The sequence below is a fragment of the Mycolicibacterium stellerae genome, assembly GCF_003719305.1.
Taxonomy (GTDB): Bacteria; Actinomycetota; Actinomycetes; order Mycobacteriales; family Mycobacteriaceae; genus Mycobacterium; species Mycobacterium stellerae.
The window spans coordinates 512,183-531,931 of the sequence record NZ_RARC01000001.1 but is presented as its reverse complement, the minus strand read 5'-3'; the positions used below and the strand labels follow the sequence as shown (position 1 = coordinate 531,931).

21 protein-coding genes and 1 pseudogene are annotated in these 19,749 nt (G+C 65.8%); 13 read left to right on the top strand and 9 right to left on the bottom strand.

The features are described 5' to 3' along the window. The first annotated feature begins 231 nt into the window (after positions 1-231). On the top strand, positions 232-1,026 hold the full coding sequence (locus D6M19_RS02570) for an SDR family NAD(P)-dependent oxidoreductase (protein ID WP_123023553.1): 795 nt from the start codon (positions 232-234) through the stop codon (positions 1,024-1,026). Here D6M19_RS02570 and D6M19_RS02565 read toward each other — a convergent pair. Together D6M19_RS02565 and D6M19_RS02560 are read right to left on the bottom strand one after the other, a co-directional pair. Next, positions 1,023-1,517, bottom strand: a complete 495-nt coding sequence (locus D6M19_RS02565; RefSeq protein ID WP_123023552.1) for an SRPBCC family protein — start codon at positions 1,515-1,517, stop codon at positions 1,023-1,025. The genes D6M19_RS02570 and D6M19_RS02565 overlap by 4 nt on opposite strands. Next, positions 1,514-3,304: a DUF3556 domain-containing protein gene (locus D6M19_RS02560; protein ID WP_123023551.1), complete on the bottom strand. Its 1,791-nt coding sequence runs from the start codon at positions 3,302-3,304 to the stop codon at positions 1,514-1,516. The genes D6M19_RS02565 and D6M19_RS02560 overlap by 4 nt, the downstream gene beginning before the upstream one ends. A gap of 173 nt (positions 3,305-3,477) precedes the next feature. Between D6M19_RS02560 and D6M19_RS02555 the strand changes: the two genes are divergently transcribed. Genes D6M19_RS02555 through D6M19_RS02540 form a run of 4 tightly spaced genes read left to right on the top strand, consistent with a single transcriptional unit; the run spans position 3,478 to position 7,628 of the window. Then, positions 3,478-4,836 (top strand): cytochrome P450, encoded by a 1,359-nt coding sequence (locus tag D6M19_RS02555; protein WP_123023550.1) that lies wholly within the window; start codon positions 3,478-3,480, stop codon positions 4,834-4,836. Further along, on the top strand, positions 4,833-5,753 hold the full coding sequence (locus tag D6M19_RS02550; RefSeq protein WP_123023549.1) for an alpha/beta fold hydrolase: 921 nt from the start codon (positions 4,833-4,835) through the stop codon (positions 5,751-5,753). The genes D6M19_RS02555 and D6M19_RS02550 overlap by 4 nt, the downstream gene beginning before the upstream one ends. Continuing rightward, positions 5,750-6,616, top strand: a complete 867-nt coding sequence (locus D6M19_RS02545) for an SDR family NAD(P)-dependent oxidoreductase (protein WP_234834654.1) — start codon at positions 5,750-5,752, stop codon at positions 6,614-6,616. The genes D6M19_RS02550 and D6M19_RS02545 overlap by 4 nt, the downstream gene beginning before the upstream one ends. 7 nt (positions 6,617-6,623) lie before the next feature. Then, positions 6,624-7,628, top strand: a complete 1,005-nt coding sequence (locus D6M19_RS02540) for a zinc-binding dehydrogenase (RefSeq protein WP_123023547.1) — start codon at positions 6,624-6,626, stop codon at positions 7,626-7,628. On the opposite strand, the gene D6M19_RS02535 is transcribed toward D6M19_RS02540, so the two are convergent. The 4 genes from D6M19_RS02535 to D6M19_RS02520 form a co-directional block, all read right to left on the bottom strand. Beyond that, positions 7,625-8,422 carry an MBL fold metallo-hydrolase gene (locus tag D6M19_RS02535; protein WP_123023546.1) on the bottom strand — a complete coding sequence of 266 codons (798 nt, stop codon included), beginning with the start codon at positions 8,420-8,422 and terminating at the stop codon, positions 7,625-7,627. The genes D6M19_RS02540 and D6M19_RS02535 overlap by 4 nt on opposite strands. A gap of 89 nt (positions 8,423-8,511) precedes the next feature. Then, complete coding sequence (locus D6M19_RS02530; RefSeq protein WP_123023545.1) at positions 8,512-8,781, bottom strand: cytochrome C oxidase subunit IV family protein; 270 nt, start codon at positions 8,779-8,781, stop codon at positions 8,512-8,514. After that, on the bottom strand, positions 8,781-9,350 hold the full coding sequence (locus tag D6M19_RS02525) for a cytochrome c oxidase subunit 3 (protein WP_268812293.1): 570 nt from the start codon (positions 9,348-9,350) through the stop codon (positions 8,781-8,783). The genes D6M19_RS02530 and D6M19_RS02525 overlap by 1 nt, the downstream gene beginning before the upstream one ends. Beyond that, positions 9,347-10,015 (bottom strand): hypothetical protein, encoded by a 669-nt coding sequence (locus D6M19_RS02520; RefSeq protein ID WP_123023664.1) that lies wholly within the window; start codon positions 10,013-10,015, stop codon positions 9,347-9,349. Before D6M19_RS02520 ends, D6M19_RS02525 begins: the two co-directional genes overlap by 4 nt. A 141-nt stretch (positions 10,016-10,156) precedes the next feature. On the opposite strand from D6M19_RS02520, the gene D6M19_RS02515 reads away from it, so the two are divergent. Beyond that, positions 10,157-10,762, top strand: a complete 606-nt coding sequence (locus tag D6M19_RS02515; protein ID WP_123023544.1) for a TetR/AcrR family transcriptional regulator — start codon at positions 10,157-10,159, stop codon at positions 10,760-10,762. 53 nt (positions 10,763-10,815) lie between these two features. Beyond that, positions 10,816-12,375 (top strand): phytoene desaturase family protein, encoded by a 1,560-nt coding sequence (locus D6M19_RS02510; protein ID WP_123023543.1) that lies wholly within the window; start codon positions 10,816-10,818, stop codon positions 12,373-12,375. 158 nt (positions 12,376-12,533) lie between these two features. Here D6M19_RS02510 and D6M19_RS02505 read toward each other — a convergent pair whose 3' ends face one another. The 3 genes from D6M19_RS02505 to D6M19_RS02495 are packed head-to-tail and all read right to left on the bottom strand — an operon-like array spanning position 12,534 to position 14,098. Beyond that, positions 12,534-12,701, bottom strand: a complete 168-nt coding sequence (locus tag D6M19_RS02505; protein WP_164478297.1) for a hypothetical protein — start codon at positions 12,699-12,701, stop codon at positions 12,534-12,536. Between the two features lie 28 nt (positions 12,702-12,729). After that, complete coding sequence (locus tag D6M19_RS02500; protein WP_123023541.1) at positions 12,730-13,080, bottom strand: UBP-type zinc finger domain-containing protein; 351 nt, start codon at positions 13,078-13,080, stop codon at positions 12,730-12,732. 55 nt (positions 13,081-13,135) lie between these two features. After that, positions 13,136-14,098: a GlxA family transcriptional regulator gene (locus D6M19_RS02495; RefSeq protein ID WP_123023663.1), complete on the bottom strand. Its 963-nt coding sequence runs from the start codon at positions 14,096-14,098 to the stop codon at positions 13,136-13,138. An 83-nt stretch (positions 14,099-14,181) separates the two neighbouring features. On the opposite strand from D6M19_RS02495, the gene D6M19_RS02490 reads away from it, so the two are divergent. The 6 genes and pseudogenes from D6M19_RS02490 to D6M19_RS02465 all read left to right on the top strand — a co-directional run bounded on the left by D6M19_RS02490 (position 14,182) and on the right by D6M19_RS02465 (position 19,748). Beyond that, positions 14,182-14,823 (top strand): HD domain-containing protein, encoded by a 642-nt coding sequence (locus D6M19_RS02490; RefSeq protein WP_123023540.1) that lies wholly within the window; start codon positions 14,182-14,184, stop codon positions 14,821-14,823. A gap of 58 nt (positions 14,824-14,881) precedes the next feature. After that, entirely contained in the window at positions 14,882-15,325 is a 444-nt protein-coding gene (locus D6M19_RS02485) for an SRPBCC family protein (RefSeq protein ID WP_123023662.1), read from the top strand. Between the two features lie 16 nt (positions 15,326-15,341). Continuing rightward, positions 15,342-15,803, top strand: coding sequence for an SRPBCC family protein (locus D6M19_RS02480; protein WP_123023539.1), 462 nt, complete (start codon positions 15,342-15,344; stop codon positions 15,801-15,803). A 15-nt stretch (positions 15,804-15,818) separates the two neighbouring features. Further along, entirely contained in the window at positions 15,819-18,428 is a 2,610-nt protein-coding gene (locus D6M19_RS02475) for a helix-turn-helix transcriptional regulator (protein WP_234834672.1), read from the top strand. Positions 18,429-18,597: 169 nt separating this feature from the next. Continuing rightward, positions 18,598-18,792 (top strand): annotated as a pseudogene (locus D6M19_RS35210) (beta-ketoacyl synthase N-terminal-like domain-containing protein); the annotation flags it as partial. A 254-nt stretch (positions 18,793-19,046) separates the two neighbouring features. After that, complete coding sequence (locus D6M19_RS02465) at positions 19,047-19,748, top strand: acyltransferase domain-containing protein (RefSeq protein WP_123023536.1); 702 nt, start codon at positions 19,047-19,049, stop codon at positions 19,746-19,748. Position 19,749 lies beyond the last annotated feature (1 nt).

The following is a 19,749-nucleotide window of genomic DNA, read 5'->3' as shown; positions in this document are numbered from 1 at the left end:
TCGACGATTCCGCTGGCCGGCCCATACAGTCGCAGAGCTGCCCGGCAATCGGTTCGCAATCGAGTGTCCGCACGTTGCGTTTCGTTCTCGTGACGCGACGGTTACTGTCTTGTACGAACGTCCAAGTATTGGACGATTGACCTAGGAATGGCTCGAATCGCCCTCTAAGCTCGTGGCGAGTAGCCCGTCTACCACTGGCAAGCACGTTCAAATGCCAAGGGAAGGAACATAATGCAAACAGTGGTGCCCGAGGCGTTCGATCTCAGCGGTCAGGTGGCGCTCGTCACCGGGTCGGGTAGTGACCTCGGCATCGGGTTCGCATCCGCCCGGTTGCTGGGTCAACTCGGTGCCTCGGTGATGGTCACCGGCACCACCGACCGCGCGGCCACGCGTGCCGACGAGCTCCAAAGGGAGGGCATCGCGGCTGCCTCACACGTCGCCGACCTGATGGATCCCGATGCTGCCCGTCAACTCGTGGAGGCCACCGAGTCGGCATTCGGCAAGCTCGACATCCTGATCAACAACGCCGGCCTGGCGTCAGTCAACATCCCTGAGCGGCCCAACCCGGTAACCGTGATGACCGATGACGAATGGGCCCTTGCCCTTCGGCGCAATCTCGACAGTGCATTCTTCGTCACCAGGGCCGCGTTGCCCGGGATGGTCGAGCGCGGGTACGGCCGAATCGTCAACGTGGGATCCACGGCAGGCGTTCTCACCGCGTACACCGGCGATGTGGGCTACCACACCGCCAAGGCGGCAATGCTGGGAATGACGCGGTCGATCGCGGTCGACTTCGCCGCCAACGGCGTGACGGCCAACGTCGTGTTGCCCGGCTGGATCGCCACCGCGGCCCAACTCCCGTCCGAGGTGGCCGCGGGCGAGGCGACCCCGGTGGGCCGGTCAGCGACTGCGGCCGAGGTCGCCGCCGGCATCGCTTTCCTCGCCGCACCGGGCGCTTCGTACGTCACCGGCACCACGCTGATCATCGACGGCGGCAATTCGATCGGCGGGTTGAAAACGGCCTAAGAGCGCTTGGCCCAATACCGCTGTCCGTCACCGGGAATCCGACCGAACGCGGCCTTCACCGCAGGCGCCAGCACCTTGAACGGCAGCGATAGCGCGCCCTTCGGTTCGAGCGCCAGCGCCCAGGTGAACAGGGTCTCGGCACCGTCGGGCTCGACGATGTAGTCCTCGGCGAAACGCTTGAACAGCGGCAGCGTCGACTCGTAGACGGCGAACGATTTGCGGGTGCCCTCTTCCCAGCGGAAGAAACGCTCGCGCATCGTCACACCGCCCGGCCCAACGACGTCTCGGGTAGTGCCAACGCCGAACGGTCGCGCCGACGTCCAGGTCACCTTCTTGATGGCAGGACCCCACGCGGCGAGCGAGGCATCAGACGTGAGCTGCTCCCAGACCTGGGCGGGGGAGGCGGCGAAACGCTTCTGGTAGGTGAAGACCTGCGGTGCCGACTCGAAGAAATCGGCGTCGGCGGATTCGAGCGGATACCAGCGTGTCATGGCTGATCAGCATGCCGCATCGGCGCGGGGCTCATCGGCCGGGTCCAGGTCACGTCGAGCGGGATGGGGCCGTTTGGCAGCCACGGCTGTTCGGCCACCGCGTCCTCCACGTTCCAGGTGCCGCGCTCGATCACGCCCAGAGCCGGGTCGATCACCTTGTAGCACTGGATCCTGCGGTGGATCGGCTGCGATTCGACCCACACCACGATGAGCTCTCCCGGCTCGAACTGTGCCTCGTCCTGAACGGCTGCGATCAGGTCTTCGTCGTGGAGGTGGCCGTCGCCGAAGTTGAACCCAATCAACGTGTTGCACACCACCTCACCTTCGCGCACCGATCTGCTGTCGATGTCGGGGAGGTTCTTCAGCAGGACGGAGTACAGTCCGCGGCCCTGGCTGTGCATCGCCCGCCACCCGATGGTCTGCTGCGCGAAGATCTCCGACACCAGCGGGTCATAGCCGAAGTCGATCAACTGGTCGACCTGGTTGCCCGCCGAGCGGGTCACCCGGTTCAGCTTCTCTTCTGCTCCGGGCGCGAAGGCCCATGTGGCCGACGCCCAGTTGCCCGCGTACTGCCGCATGGCGGGCAGGAAGGACACCAGGTCGGGGCGGAAGTTGCCTAGCACCGGGAAGAAGCACAGCGCCGCGAGGAGCACGACCGTCAGCCACGGCGACGACATGTCCCAGATCGCGTAGCCCTGCCAGTTCGGGAAACCCCAGAACAGGAAGATGACCGCATAGGCGAACAGCGCGTTCCACTCGACCGGGACCGCGAGCGGGAAGGTGGAAATGATGAACAGATGGAACGACACCATGATCGCCACCGCGACGAGCGTCAACCACGGCCATGGTGAGAACAACAACGTCAGCGGCGCGATGATCTCGACGACGGTGCCGGGTCCGTGCGCCATGAAGCTGGCAAGGTGTGACGGCAGCAGGTTGTCAGGGTGATCGCGATAGTGCGCCCGCTTGAGCCATTTCAATGGCATCGACGGGCTATTGCTGACCATCGGCGGTATGACGCTGGTGAAGTGCAGGCCGAACTTCGATACGCCCGCCCAGAACCAGACGGTGAAGATCAGCAGCTTGCACGCGATGATCATGTCGACGAACGGCAGCGCCGCGAAGAAGACCAAAGCGGGCAGATACTGCTCACCCCTTGCGGCAAGAAAGATGGTCTTGTCACGCAAACCGATCAGCACCAGCAGCACGGCGGGCCCGACGAGCAGTGCGGGGTTCACCAAGCCGGAGGTGTTGGCGGGCAGCGCCGCGGCCAGCGACGCGCTGGGTACGCCGGAGAGCAGCAGTGGCACAACGAGGCTGACGAGCAGCGCGAGGTACAGCGCGACGTCGAACCAGGTTCTCCGGTTACCTGCGGTGAACGGCACCCGCCGCCACGGCCGCAGCCGAATGGTGTTGGGCCGGGCCCAGAAACGGTAGCCGCCGGTCATCGGCTTTGTCTTGCCCGCCAACGGTCCCCACGATCCCCCGAGGCCAAGGGCCTCGAGCAGAACTGTCCACAGGATCGCCTTCTGGTAGACGATCGGCTGATTCCACCACTCCGACACATGCCAGAACGCGGGCAAGCCTGAGGTCGCTGTCGCGATCGCGATACCGGCCACCGCGTAGAAGACCACCAACTTGACGATGTAGAGGACGTGGATCGCCCGCGGCACGCCGTACCCGTAGTCAACCCACTTGAGGACGATGATCTTGATGCGGTCTCTCAGCGGCAGGCGGACAAATTCCTCGTGATCGACCACGGGCAGATTCGGCGCCATGAAACCCATATGTGCTCCTCGTGACGGGAATGATCAAGATTAGGTCTGTCCGCTGGCCGCTGTGGCCGACTTCCGCAACAGGGCGACCACGCGTTATTACACATCTGTACAAGGGGGGTTGTCGTCGCCGGTACGGTCACGTACCGTGAGCGGTACCTTGCAGTACCACGCGAAGGGGCGACATGGGTGAGGCAACGACGGACCCGGTGCGGATGCCGCCTGGGCCGCGGATACCGAAAGCGGTCATGGGCATCGGCTTCCTGACCGCGCGGCACCGCGCGGTTGCCTCGATCGGTCGGCGCTACGGCGGTGCGTTCACGGTGAGCCTGCCGATATTCGGCGAAACCGCGGTGATCAGCGACCCCGCCTTGATCAAGGATCTCTTCACCACCAGCAGCGACCTCGTCGGCCGGACGTCCAATCTTGGCGCCGTCCTTGGCCCTGGCTCGACCTTCAGCCTGGACGGCGACGAGCACCGCGCGCGTCGCAAGCTGCTCGTCCCGCCGTTTCACGGCAAGCGGATGATCGGCTACGAAGCGATCGTCGAAGAAGAAGTGATGCGCGAGATCGCGAGCTGGCCCGAGGGCCGGGAGTTCGAAACGCTTGAGCCGATGATGCGCATCACCCTCAACGCCATCCTCCGCACGGTGTTCGGCGCACAGGGTTCCGCGTTCGACGAACTGCGGGAGCTGTTCCCACCGATGATCCCGCTGGCATCGCGAATGGCGGTGATGCCAGCGGTGTTTCGGCGCGATCTCGGTCCGTGGAGCCCGTGGGGGCGGGTCCAGCGGTACCGCAGGCGCTACAACGAGATCATCGCCGACCTCATCGCCGAGGCGCGCGACGATCCCGCGTTCGGCGAGCGCAACGACGTCCTCGCCCTCATGCTGGCGGCGCGCTACGAAGACGGTTCACCGATCTCCGACGACCACATCGCCGACGAGCTGCTCACACTGCTTTCGGCTGGCCACGAGACCACGGCGACCACGCTGGCGTGGGCAATCGAGCGGCTGCGCAGGCATCCGCGCCTGCTGACCCGGCTCACCGCCGAGGTCGACGCGGGTGGGTCGCAGTTGCTGCAGGCCACGATCTGGGAAGTCCAGCGCATCCGACCCGTTGTGGAGGCGACCATCAGGGTCGCGCGGGAACGAATCCGATTGGGCGAGTGGGTCATCCCCCAAGGTCACGCGGTCATCGCAAGCATCACGATGTCGCACGGAGCCGAGCAGAACTTCGCCGACGCAGGAGCCTTCAACCCGGACCGCTTCCTGGGCGGCAACCCCGACACGCACACCTGGATTCCGTACGGCGGAGGTATCCGTCGGTGCATCGGCGCCGCCTTCGCCAACATGGAGTTGAACGTCACGCTTCGGACGTTGTTGCGTGAATTCGAGTTCGGCACAACATATGCCGCCGGTGAGCGCATTCACTCGCGCGGCGTGGCCACTGCACCGGCGCGCGGCGGGCGCGCCGTGGTCTACCGACGAAGGGTGGGATCGAAATCAACGACTCGCAGAGATTCCGAGCGGGTGACGGCATGAATGGCCAACAAGTGGTCGTCGACGTCGGCCGTGGCATCGAACTGTGTTACGAGCAGATCGGCAACCCCGATGATCCGCCCGTCGTGCTCATCGGTGGCCTGGGTCAGCAATTGCACGGCTCATGGCCGACCGATTTCGCCACCGCCCTTGCCGGACAAGGCTATCGGGTCACCCGCTTCGACAACCGCGACGTGGGCCGATCGACGCATATGGACTACCCGCCGCCGAAGCCGCTTGCCATCCTGCGCGGAGGCAGCCATCCGCGGCAGTACCACCTCGGCGACATGGCCCGCGACACCGTCGGCCTGCTCGACGTGCTCGGCTATCAGGACGTGCATCTGGCCGGAATCTCGATGGGCGGGATGATCGCGCAGACCGTTGCCGCTCACTATCCGGGCCGGGTGCGCACGCTGACCTCGATCATGTCCACCACGGGTGCGCCGCGAATCGGACGCCCCGCGCTTTCCACCTGGCGGCGGTTGGCGACCGCCAAACCGCCGCGTACGCAGGCGGAGGCGGAGGAGCGCGATGTGGCGATCTTCCGTCACATCGGCTCGCACGGTTTCCCGTTCGACGAGGAGCGTGTGCGCCAGAGGGCCGCCACCGGATGGGACCGCGACCGGTCGAGCGCAGGCACCCCGCGCCAACTCGCGGCGATCTTCCGCTCCGGTGATCGCACCGCCGAACTGCGCGCCATCGACGTGCCGACACTGGTGATCCACGGCGACCGGGACCGGATGGTCCATCCGACCGGGGGTGCCGCAACGGCGCGGGCCATCCCCGGAGCACGGCTGGAGAGCATCGCGGGCATGGGCCACGACCTCCCGGCAGGCGCATGGCCACGCCTCATGGACCTGATCATCGACCACGTCGCCTCGGCGTCGGTCGATCAAACCGAAGTCAAGGAGAATCAGTGAGCAACCCTTCCCGCCGGATCAGCGGCCGCACCGTCGTCATTTCTGGCGCGGCATCGGGCATCGGTCGTGCCCTGGCACAACGACTTTCGACCCACGGTTGCCCGGTCGCCCTCAGCGACGTCGACGAGCTCGGGCTCAAGGAGACCGAAGCAGGCCTGACCGGTCCCAGCCTGACGCGGGTGCTCGACGTCCGCGACGCCGACGCCCAACGCGACTTCGCCTCCGAGGTGCGCGACTGGGCGCCTGCCCGGCTGGGTGCAGTCTTCAACAACGCGGGCGTCGCCGTGGCCTCGAGCGTGCTCGACGCGAACCCCGATGACGAGAACTGGTTGTGGGACATCAACTTCGGCGGTGTCGTCAACGGGACGCGAGCATTTCTGCCGATTCTGGTCGAGCAGGACTCCGGTGCGATCGTGAACACCTCAAGTGTGTTCGGCCTCGCTGGCATGCCTAATCAAAGTGCCTACTGCTCAGCGAAATTCGCCGTGCGAGGCTTCACCGACTCGCTGCGTCAGGAGCTGCGCGGCACCGGTGTGACCGCCATCAACGTGCACCCGGGCGGGGTCAACACGAACATCGTGCGCAATGCGCGATTCCGCAAGGACCCCGACGGGCGCGGTCGCAGCCACGAGCAGATGGCGCAGGAGTTCGCCGCGATCACCATGACCCAGCCCGATAAGGCGGCCGAGATCATCCACAAGGGTGTCGAGGCCGGCAAGGCGCGCATTCTTGTCGGTCCCGATGCCTACCTCTTCGACATCCTGACCCGGGTGGCCCCGACCCACTATTACGACCTGCTCGGCACCATCGTCGGCCGACTCAGGAGCCGCGCGCAGCAGAACCCTTCCGTCGCAACGGTCTGATCCTCCTATGCGCGCCGTCGTCATCACCAAGCACGGTGACCTGTCCGTCCTGCAGACCCAAGAGCGGCCGGATCCGCCGGCGCCGTCGGCGGGCCAGGTGAGGATCGCGGTCCGCGCCGCAGGGGTGAACTTCGCCGATCACCTCGCGCGCGTCGGCCTCTACCCGGACGCACCCAAGCCGCCCTGCGTCGTCGGCTACGAGGTGGCGGGCACCATCGAGGCCGTCGGCGAAGGCGTCGACCAGGCCCGCGTCGGCGAACGCGTCTTCGGCGGAACGCGATTCGGCGGCTACGCCGAAATTGTCACCATCCCGGCGGCCGACGCGATACCCCTACCTGAATCGCTGAGCTTCGAACAGGGCGCGGCGATACCGGTCAATTACTCCACGGCGTGGGCAGCGCTGCATGGGTATGGGTCGTTGCGTGCCGGTGAGCGGGTGCTGATCCACGCGGCGGCGGGCGGTGTCGGAATCGCGGCGATCCAGTTGGCAAAGGCGGCGGGTGCCGAGATACACGGGACGGCGTCACCGGGTAAGCACGCGCGCCTGGCCGAGTTCGGCGTCGACCGCGCGATCGATTATCGCAAGGACGGTTGGTGGAAAGGGTTGCCGCCCTATGACATCGTGCTCGACGCGATAGGGGGCAAGTCGCTCAAGCGCTCCTACGACCTGATTCGCCCAGGCGGCCGGATCATCGCGTATGGGTTTTCGGCGATGCAGCAGGGTGAGAAACGCTCGCTGCGAACCGCGCTGCCGCAGCTACTGCCGATGCTTCGTGGCTTCAACCTCGTCAAGCAACTCTCGGACTCCAAAGCCATCATCGGGTTGAACATGCTCAAGCTGTGGGACGACCGCGGCTCGCTGGAGCCGTGGATCGGCCCGCTCAGCGCGGCGCTGGCCGACGGCGTCGCCGTCCCAGTCGTTCACGAGGCCGTACCCTTCGCCAACGCCGGTGAGGCACACCGGATTCTGGCCGCGCGCGAGAACGTCGGGAAAGTGGTGCTGGTGCCCTAATTCGAGGGCTCAGCCGTCGCCTTCGCGCGTTCGTACAGTTTTAGGTCGTGCGCAGGCGCGATGCAGAGGCCCGGCTCCGCCTGGTTGTACAGCTCCGACAGGCGAGCGTGGTTGTCCCCCATCTTCTTTCGGTCGAAGGCGACCGCGGTTTCCATCGCCCACAGGGTGCGCGGCACGTGGGTGCCGTCCAGCGAACCGTAGTGGTAGAAGGCGTCCCCGCAGTGCAAGACCCATCGATGGCCTGCGTCGACCGCGATGCAGGCGTGACCGCGGCTGTGACCCGGTAGTGAGATGAGAACGATGCCGGAAGCGATATCGACGAGCTCCTTGGCGGCCGCGAACCCACGCCAGGCCTCCCCCTTGGGGTCGTGTTCGACGACGTCGCGGTCTTTCACCCAGTGCTGTCGGCCGTACCTGACCTTTTCCGCGCGGGTTGGCGAGGCGAACGCCGCGACTGCCTCGGCGGAGGTGACGTGGATTTGCGCGTTCGGGAAGTCCGCTGCGCCGCCGACATGGTCTGTATCGAGGTGGGTCAGCACGATGTGGCGGACATCGTCGCGGCGGAACCCCATTCGGTCGAGCTGGTGCGCGGGCGCCTCGGTGGACTCGAAGACGGGACGGGTGACGAACCGGACCGGTCCCACCCGTCCCTTCGGATCGGCGCAGTCGTCGATTCCGAAGCCGGTGTCGATGAGCACCAGACCGTTGTTGGTTTCGACCAGCAGGACGTGGCATACGCACTCAGGGCCGTAAACGGGGTGCATGGTGCCGCAGTTGAGATGATGGACCTTCACCGCTCTCCCCGCCGCAGATCGCTCTCGAGCATCCTTCAACTGTAAGGGGATCGCGGAGGGCGTCAGGCCACCGATTTGGGCCGGGACGGCTAGAGCCAGAGGTACAGCCCGGATAACACCGCCCAGATGGCGAAGCAATAGAACTCGAACGCTGCGCGCAGCGGAATCGGGGCGTGCCGCAACTCCATGAAGTCCAGCCCGACCAGTCGGACCTTCAGGGCGGCGATCGCCAACACCACCAGCACAACCATCGACCCGGTGCCGTGTTCGGCCCCGACCGCCCAGGAGATGACGGTCGCGGCGATCAGTATCAGCCAGGAGATCCCCGCACGATTGCGGACAAGTTGAAATACCGTCATCAGCTCACCAGATACAGGAGTGCGAACAGGAAGATCCACAGCAGATCGACGAGGTGCCAGAAGCAGGCACCGCCCTCGATCAGTGCCAGCCGGGTCGCACTCAGTTCGGCCCGGCGCGATTGGGTGACCAGCAGGGCCAGCACCGCGAGACCGATGCACACGTGCAGCAGGTGCAGACCGGTCAGGATGAAGTAGTACAGGTAGAAGTGGTTGGCACCGGGTCCGTGTCCGGCCGAGGCCAGTGCCACGTACTCGAAGACTTTCAGCCCGATGAATGCCAAGCCGCATCCGATCGCCGCGTACAACGCTTTGGTGGCAATCGATTTCATCCCGGAGCGGATGGCGCCCAGTGCCACCACGACGCACAGTGAACTGGTCAGCAACACCAGGGTGTTGGTGACGCCGACACCGATGTGCAGGGTCTTGCGGGCGGCGTCGAACACCTCGGGCGCTTTTGACCGTTCGACCATGAAGGTGACGAAGAAGACGCCGAACACCACCATGTCGCCGAACAGGAAGACCCACGTGCCGGATTCGCCGGGAACCCGGCGGACGATCGGCGCGGTCACGCGGCGACGAGGTGCGCTTCGGCGGCTTCCTGCGCTTTGACGGAACGATCCATCACGAAAGCGGTGGCGAACAACCAGATGACCAGCGCGGCACCGGGGACGTAGAAGGAGAACACGCCGTTCCAGGCCAACGGGCCGTCGTTGAAGACCACGGTCATGCCGCCTGGTAATGACAGCGTCGCTGTCCAGAGATTCAAGTAGCCGTACCAGCGGGGAAAGGTCCGCGGCTCAGTGGTGTCGACGAAGGCCGCAACGGCCAGCGTCAGGTTCTGCACGATGATCGTTCCTGCGATACCGACGAACCACAACCAGAACAAATCGTCGAGAGCCAGGGTGATCTCGGGAGGCCTCTGCTCGGGCCGGAACGCGGCGGCCGCCAGGATGACGAATGCGAAGATGAAGGCGGGCACGAAGACGGCTGCCGCGAGCAACTGAGTGACGGTGAGCATTCCCCAGCGACCTTCGACGCGGCGGATCCGAAGGCAGATCGCGGCCAGAAACGGAAACGCGACGACGATGGCGAGCAGGCTCCCCGCGATGCCGAAGCGGACCCAGATCTTATGTTCGACAAGGAATCCGGCGATCTCATCCGCTGATGCCGTCGGCGACAGAGGGGGAAACAGCTTGGCCATCACCGAGAAGAAGATGCTGAACAGGACGATCATCACGATTCCGGACCACGCACCGATGCGCTGCAACTTCAGCTCCACGGCTGGCAGGTTACTGCGGAACGGCCGTGTTCTGGGCGACTTTGCGGAGAGTTTTGACAAATTTGCCAAAACCATGTCGTGAGGTAACTTACGGCCATGGTCCGACCTGCCCAGACGGTGCGCAGCGAGCGCACGCGAGAGGCACTGCGGCAGGCGGCGCTGGTCCGGTTCCTCGCTCAGGGCGTCGAGGAGACCTCGGCCGAGCAGATCGCGGCCGACGCCGGGGTGTCGCTGCGAACCTTCTATCGGCACTTCGCGTCCAAGCACGAGCTGTTGTTCGCCGACTACGACGTCGGCCTGCAATGGTTCCGGGCGGCGCTGGCGAACCGCTCGCCGGATGAGCCGATCATCGACGCCGTGCAATCGGCGATTCTTGCCAGGCCGTATGACGACTGGGCGGTCGCGGAGATCCCGGCGTTGCGGGCCCAGGAACTCGACCCAGGCCGGATCGTGCGGCACATCCGTCAGGTCGAGACGGACTTCGCCGAAGCCATCGAGGAGCACCTCGGCGGGGAGGACCCGCCCAAGCCCGGCACCGATGACCGGATGCGGATCACCGTCATCGCGCGATGTATCGCGGCGGCGGTGTTCGGCGCGATGGAGGTCTGGATGCTGGGGGAGGACCGGTCGCTACCCGAGTTGAGGCGGTTGACCCGGGAGGCGCTGCAGACCCTGGAAAAAGGGTTCGGGGACACCGCCTAGGCCCAAGTTTCGTCATTATTGACAAAACTTTCTTCCCGTGTCAGCCTCAGCCAATGGCGGACTTTGATGCGATCGTCGTCGGCGCGGGTCACAATGGACTGACCGCGGCCGCGCTACTTCAGAAGGCCGGGCTGCGCACGCTGTGCCTCGACTTCAAGCTGTATGCCGGTGGAATGGCTTCCACCGTCGAGCTTTTCGACGGGTACAAGTTCGAGATCGCCGGCTCGGTGCAGATTCCGACGTCGGCGGTCGTCAGCCGCGAACTCGGGCTGGACACGCTGCCGACGGTCGACCTCGACGTCATGTCGGTCTCGCTGCGGGGTGTCGGCGACGAGCCGCTCGTTTACTACACCGACCCGATGAAGCTGCTGACGCACATCAACGAGGTGCACGGGGCGGAGGCCGTCAACGGCATGGCCGGGTTGATGGCATGGTGTCAGGCGCCGACGCGCGCGCTCGGCCGCTTTGACGCAGGCCAACCGCCGAAGACGCTCGACGAGATGTATGCCTGCGCGACAAACGAATTCGAGCGCTCGACGATCACCGACCTGTTGTTCGGATCCGTCACCGACGTCATCGACCGCTACCTGCCTGACAAGGAGAAGAACGGCGCGCTGCGCGGCATGCTGTCGCTGTTGGCGTGCAACACCACCTACCGCGGACCTGCGACTCCCGGCACGGCGGCCGCGCTGGCGTACGGGTTCGCCGTGCCGGACGAGAATGCACTGCTCGTCAAGAAGTTGCGCGGCGGCATCGGCGCGCTGACCGCACACCTTCAAGAGCTGTTCGTCTCCAACGGCGGTGAACTGCGGCTGCGCAGCAAGGTCGACGAGATCACGGTGTCCGACGGCCGCATCGCCGGGGTCCGCCTCGAGGACGGCTCGACGATCACCGCGCCGATCGTGATATCCGGCGTTGCGCCCGACCTCACCGTCAACGGCCTTGTCGACTCGAACGCGGTGCCCGCCGACATCCGCGAGCGCTTCTCGCGGTCCGACCACAGGGGCAGCTACCTGCAGATGCACTTCGCGCTTGACGGCATACCGGAGTTCACGAAGCCCTACGAATTGCTCAACGATCCCGAAATGCAGTCCAATATCGGAATTTTCAGTACTCCCGAAGAACTTCAGCAGCAGTGGGAGGACTGCAGGCGTGGCATCGTTCCCGCCGATCCGTCGATCGCGCTGCAGATACCGTCGGTCAACGACCCCGGCCTTGCGCCGCCAGGTAAGCACGCCGCGTCGGCCTTCTCGCTGTGGTTTCCGATCGAGGACAGCGAATCCAGCTACGGCGACATGAAGGTCGAGATGGGGCAGCGGGTGATCGACAAGATCACGAAGCTGGCGCCGAACTTCGAGGACATCATCATCAGGCACACGACCTTCACGCCCAAGCACATGGGCACGATGTTCGGGGCGCCGGGCGGCGACTACTGTCACGGGCTGATACATCCCGACCAGATCGGGCCGAACCGTCCGGGCCCGAAAGGCTATGTCGACCAGCCGATCCCGATCGAGGGCCTGTATCTCGGCAGCGCGGGCTGTCACGGCGGGCCCGGCATCACCTTCATTCCCGGGTACAACGCCGCCAAGCAGGCACTCGCCGATCGCTGAGCCCGGCTTGCACCGCGAGCGGCCTTGCACCGCGAGCGGCCTTGCACCGCGAGCGGCCTCGCACCGCGAGCGTGCGTGTCTGCACACGACACGCCGCGCACGGCTGTACAAACGCGCACGCTCGCGGAGCAAGGTCAGCCATCTGCGGGCCGGGCTCGCTACTGGGTGTGGTCGCCGGTGTCGGAGGGGCCGCTTGGCGTCGCGCCGCCTTCGTCGGCCCAATCGCCACTTGCACCGTCGGATTTGGCCGGGTCGCTCACGACGTCGTCGTCGGCGCCATCGCGTCCGGACTCCGACTCTGCGGTCTCGGGCTTTTCCTTATTCACTGTGGCGGAGTACCCGCGCACCGAGCTTTCACTCGCGGCGACGCAACTGGTCGGCCCAGTCGCTTGGCACCCGGCCGCGCGGACCGGGAACGGTCTCGTCCTCGGGGCGGCACTCCGGTGCGGCCAGTTCGGGACCGTCGTAGTACTCGTTCGTCTGGTAGTTCCAGAACCAGTCCTCACCCGGCTCGAAGGAGCGGATGATGGGGTGGCCGGTTTCCCGCCAGTGCGCAGAAGCGTGACGCGCCAACGAGTCGTCGCAGCAGCCGATGTGGCCACAGGCCGCGCATCGCCGCAGATGCACCCACCAGCCGCCGGCCGAATCGCATTCAACGCATCCGGTGCCGCTCGGCGGCACGGTCGGGTCGACATCAGAACTCATAGATGGCGAGCCTACCGCCGAAGACAGTGGTGATTGTTGAATGGATTCCCGCGTCCTAACCGCGTGCCGTCGACCGGAATCGGTCCCGGTAGGCCTTCGGGGAGATGCCGAGTTCACCGATGAACACCCTGCGCAACGTCTCGGCGCTGCCGAAGCCCGCGGTCCGCGCCGCGTCGGCGACCGAGCTGCCCGCGTCGAGCGCCGCCCGTGCCGCATCGACCCGTATCGCTTCCACGTACCGTGCCGGGGTGGTGCCGAGTTCGGCCTGGAACAGCCGGGTGAGCTGTCGTGTGCTCAAAGAAGCCTGTGCCGCAAGCATTTTGACGTTGTGGTTCGCCGCCGGGTCGGCCGCGATGGCATCAGTGACGACGCGCAGGACCGAGCGTGTGGGAGGGTTTGCCTCGACTGCGGCGGAGAACTGCGATTGGCCGCCCGAACGTTTGAGGAACACCACCAGCGACCGCGCCACCTCGCGAACCAGATCGGCGCCATGGTCGTCTTCGACGAGGGCCAGCGCGAGGTCGATTCCGGCCGAGACGCCCGCCGATGTGTACACGTCACCGTCTCGAACGAAGATCGCGTCGGGTTCCACCGTGACATCCGGGTATGCCCGCGCCAGCAGTCGGGTGTGGCGCCAGTGCGTGGTCGCCCGGCGGCCGCTCAGCAGACCTGCACGCGCCAGAACGAACGATCCCGTACAAATCGACGCCATCCGGCGGCTGCGCTGTCGGAGCCTCTGGACGGCGTCGACCAAGTCCGGGTCGATGGGCCTGCCGACGAGCTCGTCGCCACCGGACACCATGGTGGTGTCGGCGAATTCGACGTCGTCGATGCGCGTCGTCACGGCGAAGCGCGCGCCGATCGATGTCCTCACGTCGGAACCGTCGACCGAGGCCATCACCAACCGGTATGACGCGCCGAACCGATTGGCCTCCGCGAACACCTCGGCGGGTCCGGCGACGTCGAGCAGCTTCATGCCGTCGAACACGACGACGACAACGACATGCTCGGCTGGCATGACACCACCGTATGTCGCTTTCTGTGGGAAGGATGGCAGATCGGACATGGGTCGGGCGGGGTCTGCGAGCCAACACTGGTCATATGACTACACACACGATCGCCGGGATCACGATCCCCGACAGCCCGCTGGTGCGGGATGCCACCTCCTATATCCGTGACGTGGAGAGCGACCTGCTGTTCGACCACTCCCGTCGAGTCTTCCTGTTCGGCGCGTTGCAGGGCAGGCGCCGCGGGCTCGACCCCGACCTGGAGCTGCTCTACATCGGAGCGATGTTCCATGACGTCGGACTCACGCAGGGCTATCGGGGATCGATGGCGCGATTCGAGGTCGACGGGGCCAACGCCGCACGCAATTTCCTGCTGGAACGGGGCGTCGACGAGCACACCGCGCGCAAGGTTTGGCTGAGCATCGCCCTACACACGACGCCGGGCATCCCCGAGTTCCTCGACCCCGAGATCGCGCTCGTCACCGCGGGTGTCGAGACCGACGTGCTCGGCATCGGGCGCGACGAGCTATCCGAGGACGCGCTTGCCGCCGTGACCGCCGCGCACCCGAGGCCGGACTTCAAACGCCGCATCCTCGCGGCGTTCACCGAGGGCAACGTCCATCGCCCGCACAGCACCTTCGGCAATGTCAACGCCGACGTCCTGGCTCACTACGACCCGACGTTCGTCCGCGAGGATTTCGTCGAGATCATCCTCGGCAACAAATGGCCGGAGTGACTGTCCGATTCGGGCGATAGGCCCGCGGCGGAGGGTGCGTGGCAACTACTGTCGCGCCATGGCGGTCAGCGATTCACGCGAAGTGCTCATCGAAGCGACACCCGAGGAGATCCTCGACGTCATCGCCGACGTCGAGACGGCCCCGGACTGGTCGTCGCAGCATCAGGGGGCCGAGATCCTCGACACCGTGGAGGGCGGCAGACCCGGCAGGGTGAAGCTCAAGTTGAAGACCATGGGCATCGCCGACGAGCAGGTCGTGCAATACGAGTGGACCGACAGCACCGCGGGCTGGACGCTGATCAGCTCGAGCCAGCTCAAGACGCAGGATGCGAAGTACACGTTGACCCCCGACGGGGACAAGACGCGGGTCAAGTTCGAGATCACTGTGGACCCGGCTGTTCCGATCCCTGGCTTCGTGTTGAAGCGGGCGATGAAGGGCGGGCTCGAGTCGGCGACCGACGGCCTGCGCAAGCAGGTGTTGAAGGTCAAAAAGGGCTCATAGCGGGTATCGCACGTCGATGGCGATCACCGAAGCCCGCAACATCACCATCGAGGCGACTCCCGGCGAGATCATGGATGTTCTGATCGACCTGGAATCGCTTCCCGACTGGTCGTCGGCTCACCAGGAAGTCGAAGTGCTCGAACGAGACGACCAAGGCCGACCAAGGAAGTCGCGTCAGGTCGTCAAGATCGTCGGTGTGAGCGACGACCAGGTGCTCGACTACACCGTTCACGACGACGGTGTGAGCTGGACCTTGGTCAGCTCCAAACAGCAACGTGCGCAGCGGGGCCGCTACACGTTGACGGCTCACGGGGACTCCACCGACGTGCATTTCGAACTGACTGTGGATCTGGTCGTACCCCTGCCCGGCTTCCTGGTCAAACGGGGCGCCAAGGGTCTGATGAAGACGGCGACCGACGGCCTGCGCAAGCAGGTGTTGAAGGTCAAAAAGGGCGGTAACCAGACGCCGTCCTCCTAGGCTTATCGCGTGCGAATGTCGTGGCCGTTGATCGGCCGCACCGAGGAGATGCGCGCCGTCGACGCGGCCATCTCGGCTGCCGAGGCGTCGGGCGCCGTCATCAGCGGGGCGGAAGGCGTAGGGAAGAGCCGGCTCGCCCGCGAGGCGTTGGCGGCTGCCGAGGCGCGGGGTTGCCAAACACGCGTGACGGCGGGTACGTCGTCGGCGCGCGCGGTTCCGCTCGGTGCGTTCAGCGCATGGGCGCCGTCAGATGTCACCGACACCGTCCAGTTGGTGCGCGGAGTGATCGAGGCGCTGACGTCTGCATCGACGGCCGCGAAGGTGGTCCTCGTTGTCGATGACGTACACCTGCTCGATGATCTGTCCACCTTCGTCGTCCATCAGATCGTGGCGCGACGGTTGGCCAAAGTCATCCTCACCGTCCGCGGTGGTGAGCCGATTCCGCCTGCGACACAGGAGATATGGAAGGCCGACCACTTCGAGCGGATCGACCTCGCGCAACTGCCGCTTGGTGAAACCGGCACGCTGCTGACGGCGACCCTTGATGGTCCGGTGGATCCGGACGCCGTCGACCGGCTCTGGAAGCTGACTCGCGGAAATGTCCTGTATCTGCGGAACATCGTCGAGCAGGAGGTCGCGGGCGGGCGACTTGTGCAGGAGAACGGGTACTGGCGGTGGACCGGTGACCCGATCATGCCGCCCGGCCTTGTCGAGTTGATCGAATCCCGAATCGGGACACTGCCAAAGCCAGTCGGCGAAGTGATCGATACGCTGGCCGTCGGGGAGCCGCTCGACCTTGCCGCGCTGACGTCGATCACCGATGCCGCTGCTGTCGAGGAGGCCGAAACGCGTGGCCTCATCACACTGGAACATGCCGGTGCGGGAATCGAGGTGCGCTTGGCGCACCCGATCTACGGCGAGTTGCGCCGAGGGCGCGCGCCGCACAGCAGGCTACGACGCCTGCGGGGCCGGGTGGCCACCGAACTCGCCGCATCGGGTGGTCGAGACGACCTCCGGCTCGTCGTGCGCCGTGCGACGTTGAGCCTCGATTCCGACCTGACCCCGGATCCGGATCTGCTCGTCCATGCGGCACACGGCGCGGTCTGGCTGGGGGACCTGTCGCTGGCGGATCAGCTGGCGGAAGGCGCAATCCGAGCCGGAGCGGGACCGGAGCCCAAATTCGTTCGGGCGCACGCGTTGTCGTGGTTGGGTCGAGGTGAGGAGGCTGCGGCCGTGCTTGCCGACGTCGGTGACGGTCAGTTGACTGATCGCGACCGCGCCAGGTTCGCATTCCTGCAATCCAGCAACATGCTGTGGGCGCTTGGTGATCCGGCGCGAGCCAAAGAGCTCATCGACGAAGCTTCGGCGCTCACTCCTGCCGACGCCCGTATCTACATCGACGCCTTCCTCACGGTGTACTGGTTTGCGACGGATCAGCCGGAGTCGGCCATGGCCGTTTCGAAAACCCTTGCGCTGGAAGATCTGCCCGTCGTGGGTGCCGAGATCGCCTGGGCGCTGGCCCAGATATCCGCAGACGCCGGCCGCACGACCGAAGCCGTCGCCGCCGCAGAAGCCGGATACGCCGTCGCAACCCGCTCGCTCGACGCGCCCCACATGCGGTTCAACATCGCCGATGCGGAAGTCGGCGCGCTGCTGCTGGCCGGTCGAATCACGGACGCGCGTGAGGTGGCCGAACGGATTCGCCCGCAGGCAGACAATCTCCCGGGTGCTGCTCAGCTGCTCGGCCCGGCGGTCGCCGGACGGGCGGCGCTTGGTGCAGGCGATCTGCGAACCGCACGCCTGCTGCTGAAACAGGGGTCAGAAGGGTTGCTCGTATCGCATCCGATCGGCTGGGGATACCGCTACGGGTTCCCCTACGTGACCGCGCTCGCCGTCAGCGGTGCCTCCGATGAAGCAGCGGCGGTGTTGGCAGCGCTCGACAAGCTGCAACGCACATTCCGCTCACTGGACCACGAGCGGAGTCTGGCCAAGGCTTGGGTGGCCGGGGGCCAGGGCGCCATCACCGAGGCGATCGGCATCCTGCTTTCGGCGGCCGAGAGGGCCGCAGCGACAGGAAGATTCGCGGCAGAGGTACTACTTCTGCAGACCGCCACCCAGTTCGGTGACCGCACGTGTGCACCACGGTTGCGCGAACTCGAGTCGATCGTCGAAGGACCACGGGTGGGCTTAGCCGCGCGCTTTGCGGCGGCTGTCCATGACGGCGACGGCGCCGAACTGCTTTCCGTATCAGGGGAGTTCGAGCGGATAGGAGATCTGGTCGCCGCTGTCGACGCCGCCGCCCAGTCGGCTCTCGCATATCGGCGCCGCGACAAACGGGGGTCGGCGTTGGGTTCGTCGGCACGGGCCGAGGCCATCGCGGATCTCTGCTGTGGCGCCAGTACTCCCGCGCTTCGTCAGGCCAGCGAGTCCCTTCCGCTGACCGAGCGCGAAGCCGAGATCGTCATGCTCATCGGGGAGGGGATGTCGAACCGAGCCATCGCCGAGCGGCTGACGCTTTCAGTGCGCACGGTGGAGAGCTACGTCTATCGGGCCATGTTGAAGACGGAGACCACCAGCCGCGACGAGCTTGCGGCCCTGCTACCCCGCCGCAAAGCGGTTCAGTAGTATCCAGGCCCCTTCTGCGGGATCGCAGTGGCGCGCTACTGCGCTCGCTGCGGGGTAGGCCAGCGACGATCTCCTTGAGTGGAGACGGCGTTCGAGGGGTTGCCGGCATTCCCACCGCGACTGGGCTGGAGGGCGATGATGGCTACCGCAGAATTCGCAGGTCACGACGTTGCAGGTAGCCGCAGCCCAGCGGTGCCCTGGCCGTGGGCCGATCGCGAGTCGGACATCTATCGCAGAGAATTCGTCCGGTATCCATGTCGGCTTCGGTCGGCAGGGGGCGCTGTCCGCGGACGGCCGCTCCAAACCCATCGCTGCGGCGGCGGACGGGTTTGGTGTTGCTGAAGGCGCTGGAGTGCTTGTGCTTGCCAGGTTGTCGCGTGTGCGCAGCCTCGGGCAGCCCGCACTCGCGTGCATCCGCGGCAGCGCCCTCTGTGAGGTCGCAGCGTCCGGTGTGCTGTCCGCGGGTCGAGAAATTCGGACCGGAACTTGGACCTCGTCGGGCGCACGCCGAGGGTATTACGCCGCAAACCGGCTACGTAGTTTCCTGGCGTCCGGCTGTGAGATCGCAGTGGCGGGCTACTGCTCACATCTCAGAGCTGTCGGAGGACGATCTCTCCCATGCCTGATGGTGGAACGGTGTTCGTGTTCCCCGGACAGGGGCCGCAGTCGACGCCCCCAGCGATCGAACCGGCGGGTTCGGCGCCTGCGTTCGCCGAGGAGATGCGGCGCTGTGATGCCGCCTTCGCCGAGTTCATGGACTGGTCAGTTCTCGAGGCCGCGCACGGCGGGGCCGCTTCGGTAGGGCTCGATCGGGTCGATGTGATGCGGCCGGTGCTGTTCGCCGTGACGGTCTCGCTGGTCGCCCATCAACGCGCGCTCGGCATCCACCCCGACGCCGTCATCGGCCATTCACGGGGCGAGATCGCGGCAGCGTATGTTGCGGGTGCCCTCTCGCTACCGGACGCGGCGAAGGTGGTCACGGTGAGCAGCACGGCAATCAACGCGATCGCAGGAACCGGTGCCATGGTGTCGATCTCTTCACCCGTAGACCCGGTTCTGGAAAGCATGCGGGCGAATCTCGCCGGGCTCGAACCGCGCAAGAGTGCTATCGAATTCATCTCCGGAGTCACCGGCGCCGGGCTGGACACGTCGATCCTCGACTGCGACTACTGGTATGCCACCCTGCGCCAACCCGTGCTGTTCGAACAGGCCATCCGGTGGGCGTACGAGAAGGGCTATCGCACGTTCATCGAAGCCAGCCCCCATCCGGTGTTGACCGCGGACATCCGCGAATCGCTGGCAGGCTGCGGCGCCCGTTGAC

Bases quoted from the DNA above. Each gene is read 5' to 3' on its own strand.
- D6M19_RS02570 (WP_123023553.1), top strand. From the start codon at position 232: ATGCAAACAGTGGTGCCCGAGGCGTTCGATCTCAGCGGTCAGGTGGCG.
- D6M19_RS02520 (WP_123023664.1), bottom strand. From the start codon at position 10,015: ATGATCGTCCTGTTCAGCATCTTCTTCTCGGTGATGGCCAAGCTGTTT.
- D6M19_RS02540 (WP_123023547.1), top strand. From the start codon at position 6,624: ATGCGCGCCGTCGTCATCACCAAGCACGGTGACCTGTCCGTCCTGCAG.
- D6M19_RS02515 (WP_123023544.1), top strand. From the start codon at position 10,157: ATGGTCCGACCTGCCCAGACGGTGCGCAGCGAGCGCACGCGAGAGGCA.
- D6M19_RS02550 (WP_123023549.1), top strand. From the start codon at position 4,833: ATGAATGGCCAACAAGTGGTCGTCGACGTCGGCCGTGGCATCGAACTG.
- D6M19_RS02565 (WP_123023552.1), bottom strand. From the start codon at position 1,517: ATGACACGCTGGTATCCGCTCGAATCCGCCGACGCCGATTTCTTCGAG.
- D6M19_RS02480 (WP_123023539.1), top strand. From the start codon at position 15,342: ATGGCGATCACCGAAGCCCGCAACATCACCATCGAGGCGACTCCCGGC.
- D6M19_RS02490 (WP_123023540.1), top strand. From the start codon at position 14,182: ATGACTACACACACGATCGCCGGGATCACGATCCCCGACAGCCCGCTG.
- D6M19_RS02465 (WP_123023536.1), top strand. From the start codon at position 19,047: ATGCCTGATGGTGGAACGGTGTTCGTGTTCCCCGGACAGGGGCCGCAG.
- D6M19_RS02500 (WP_123023541.1), bottom strand. From the start codon at position 13,080: ATGAGTTCTGATGTCGACCCGACCGTGCCGCCGAGCGGCACCGGATGC.
- D6M19_RS02475 (WP_234834672.1), top strand. From the start codon at position 15,819: ATGTCGTGGCCGTTGATCGGCCGCACCGAGGAGATGCGCGCCGTCGAC.
- D6M19_RS02555 (WP_123023550.1), top strand. From the start codon at position 3,478: ATGGGTGAGGCAACGACGGACCCGGTGCGGATGCCGCCTGGGCCGCGG.
- D6M19_RS02485 (WP_123023662.1), top strand. From the start codon at position 14,882: ATGGCGGTCAGCGATTCACGCGAAGTGCTCATCGAAGCGACACCCGAG.
- D6M19_RS02560 (WP_123023551.1), bottom strand. From the start codon at position 3,304: ATGGGTTTCATGGCGCCGAATCTGCCCGTGGTCGATCACGAGGAATTT.
- D6M19_RS02530 (WP_123023545.1), bottom strand. From the start codon at position 8,781: ATGACGGTATTTCAACTTGTCCGCAATCGTGCGGGGATCTCCTGGCTG.
- D6M19_RS02495 (WP_123023663.1), bottom strand. From the start codon at position 14,098: ATGCCAGCCGAGCATGTCGTTGTCGTCGTCGTGTTCGACGGCATGAAG.
- D6M19_RS02510 (WP_123023543.1), top strand. From the start codon at position 10,816: ATGGCGGACTTTGATGCGATCGTCGTCGGCGCGGGTCACAATGGACTG.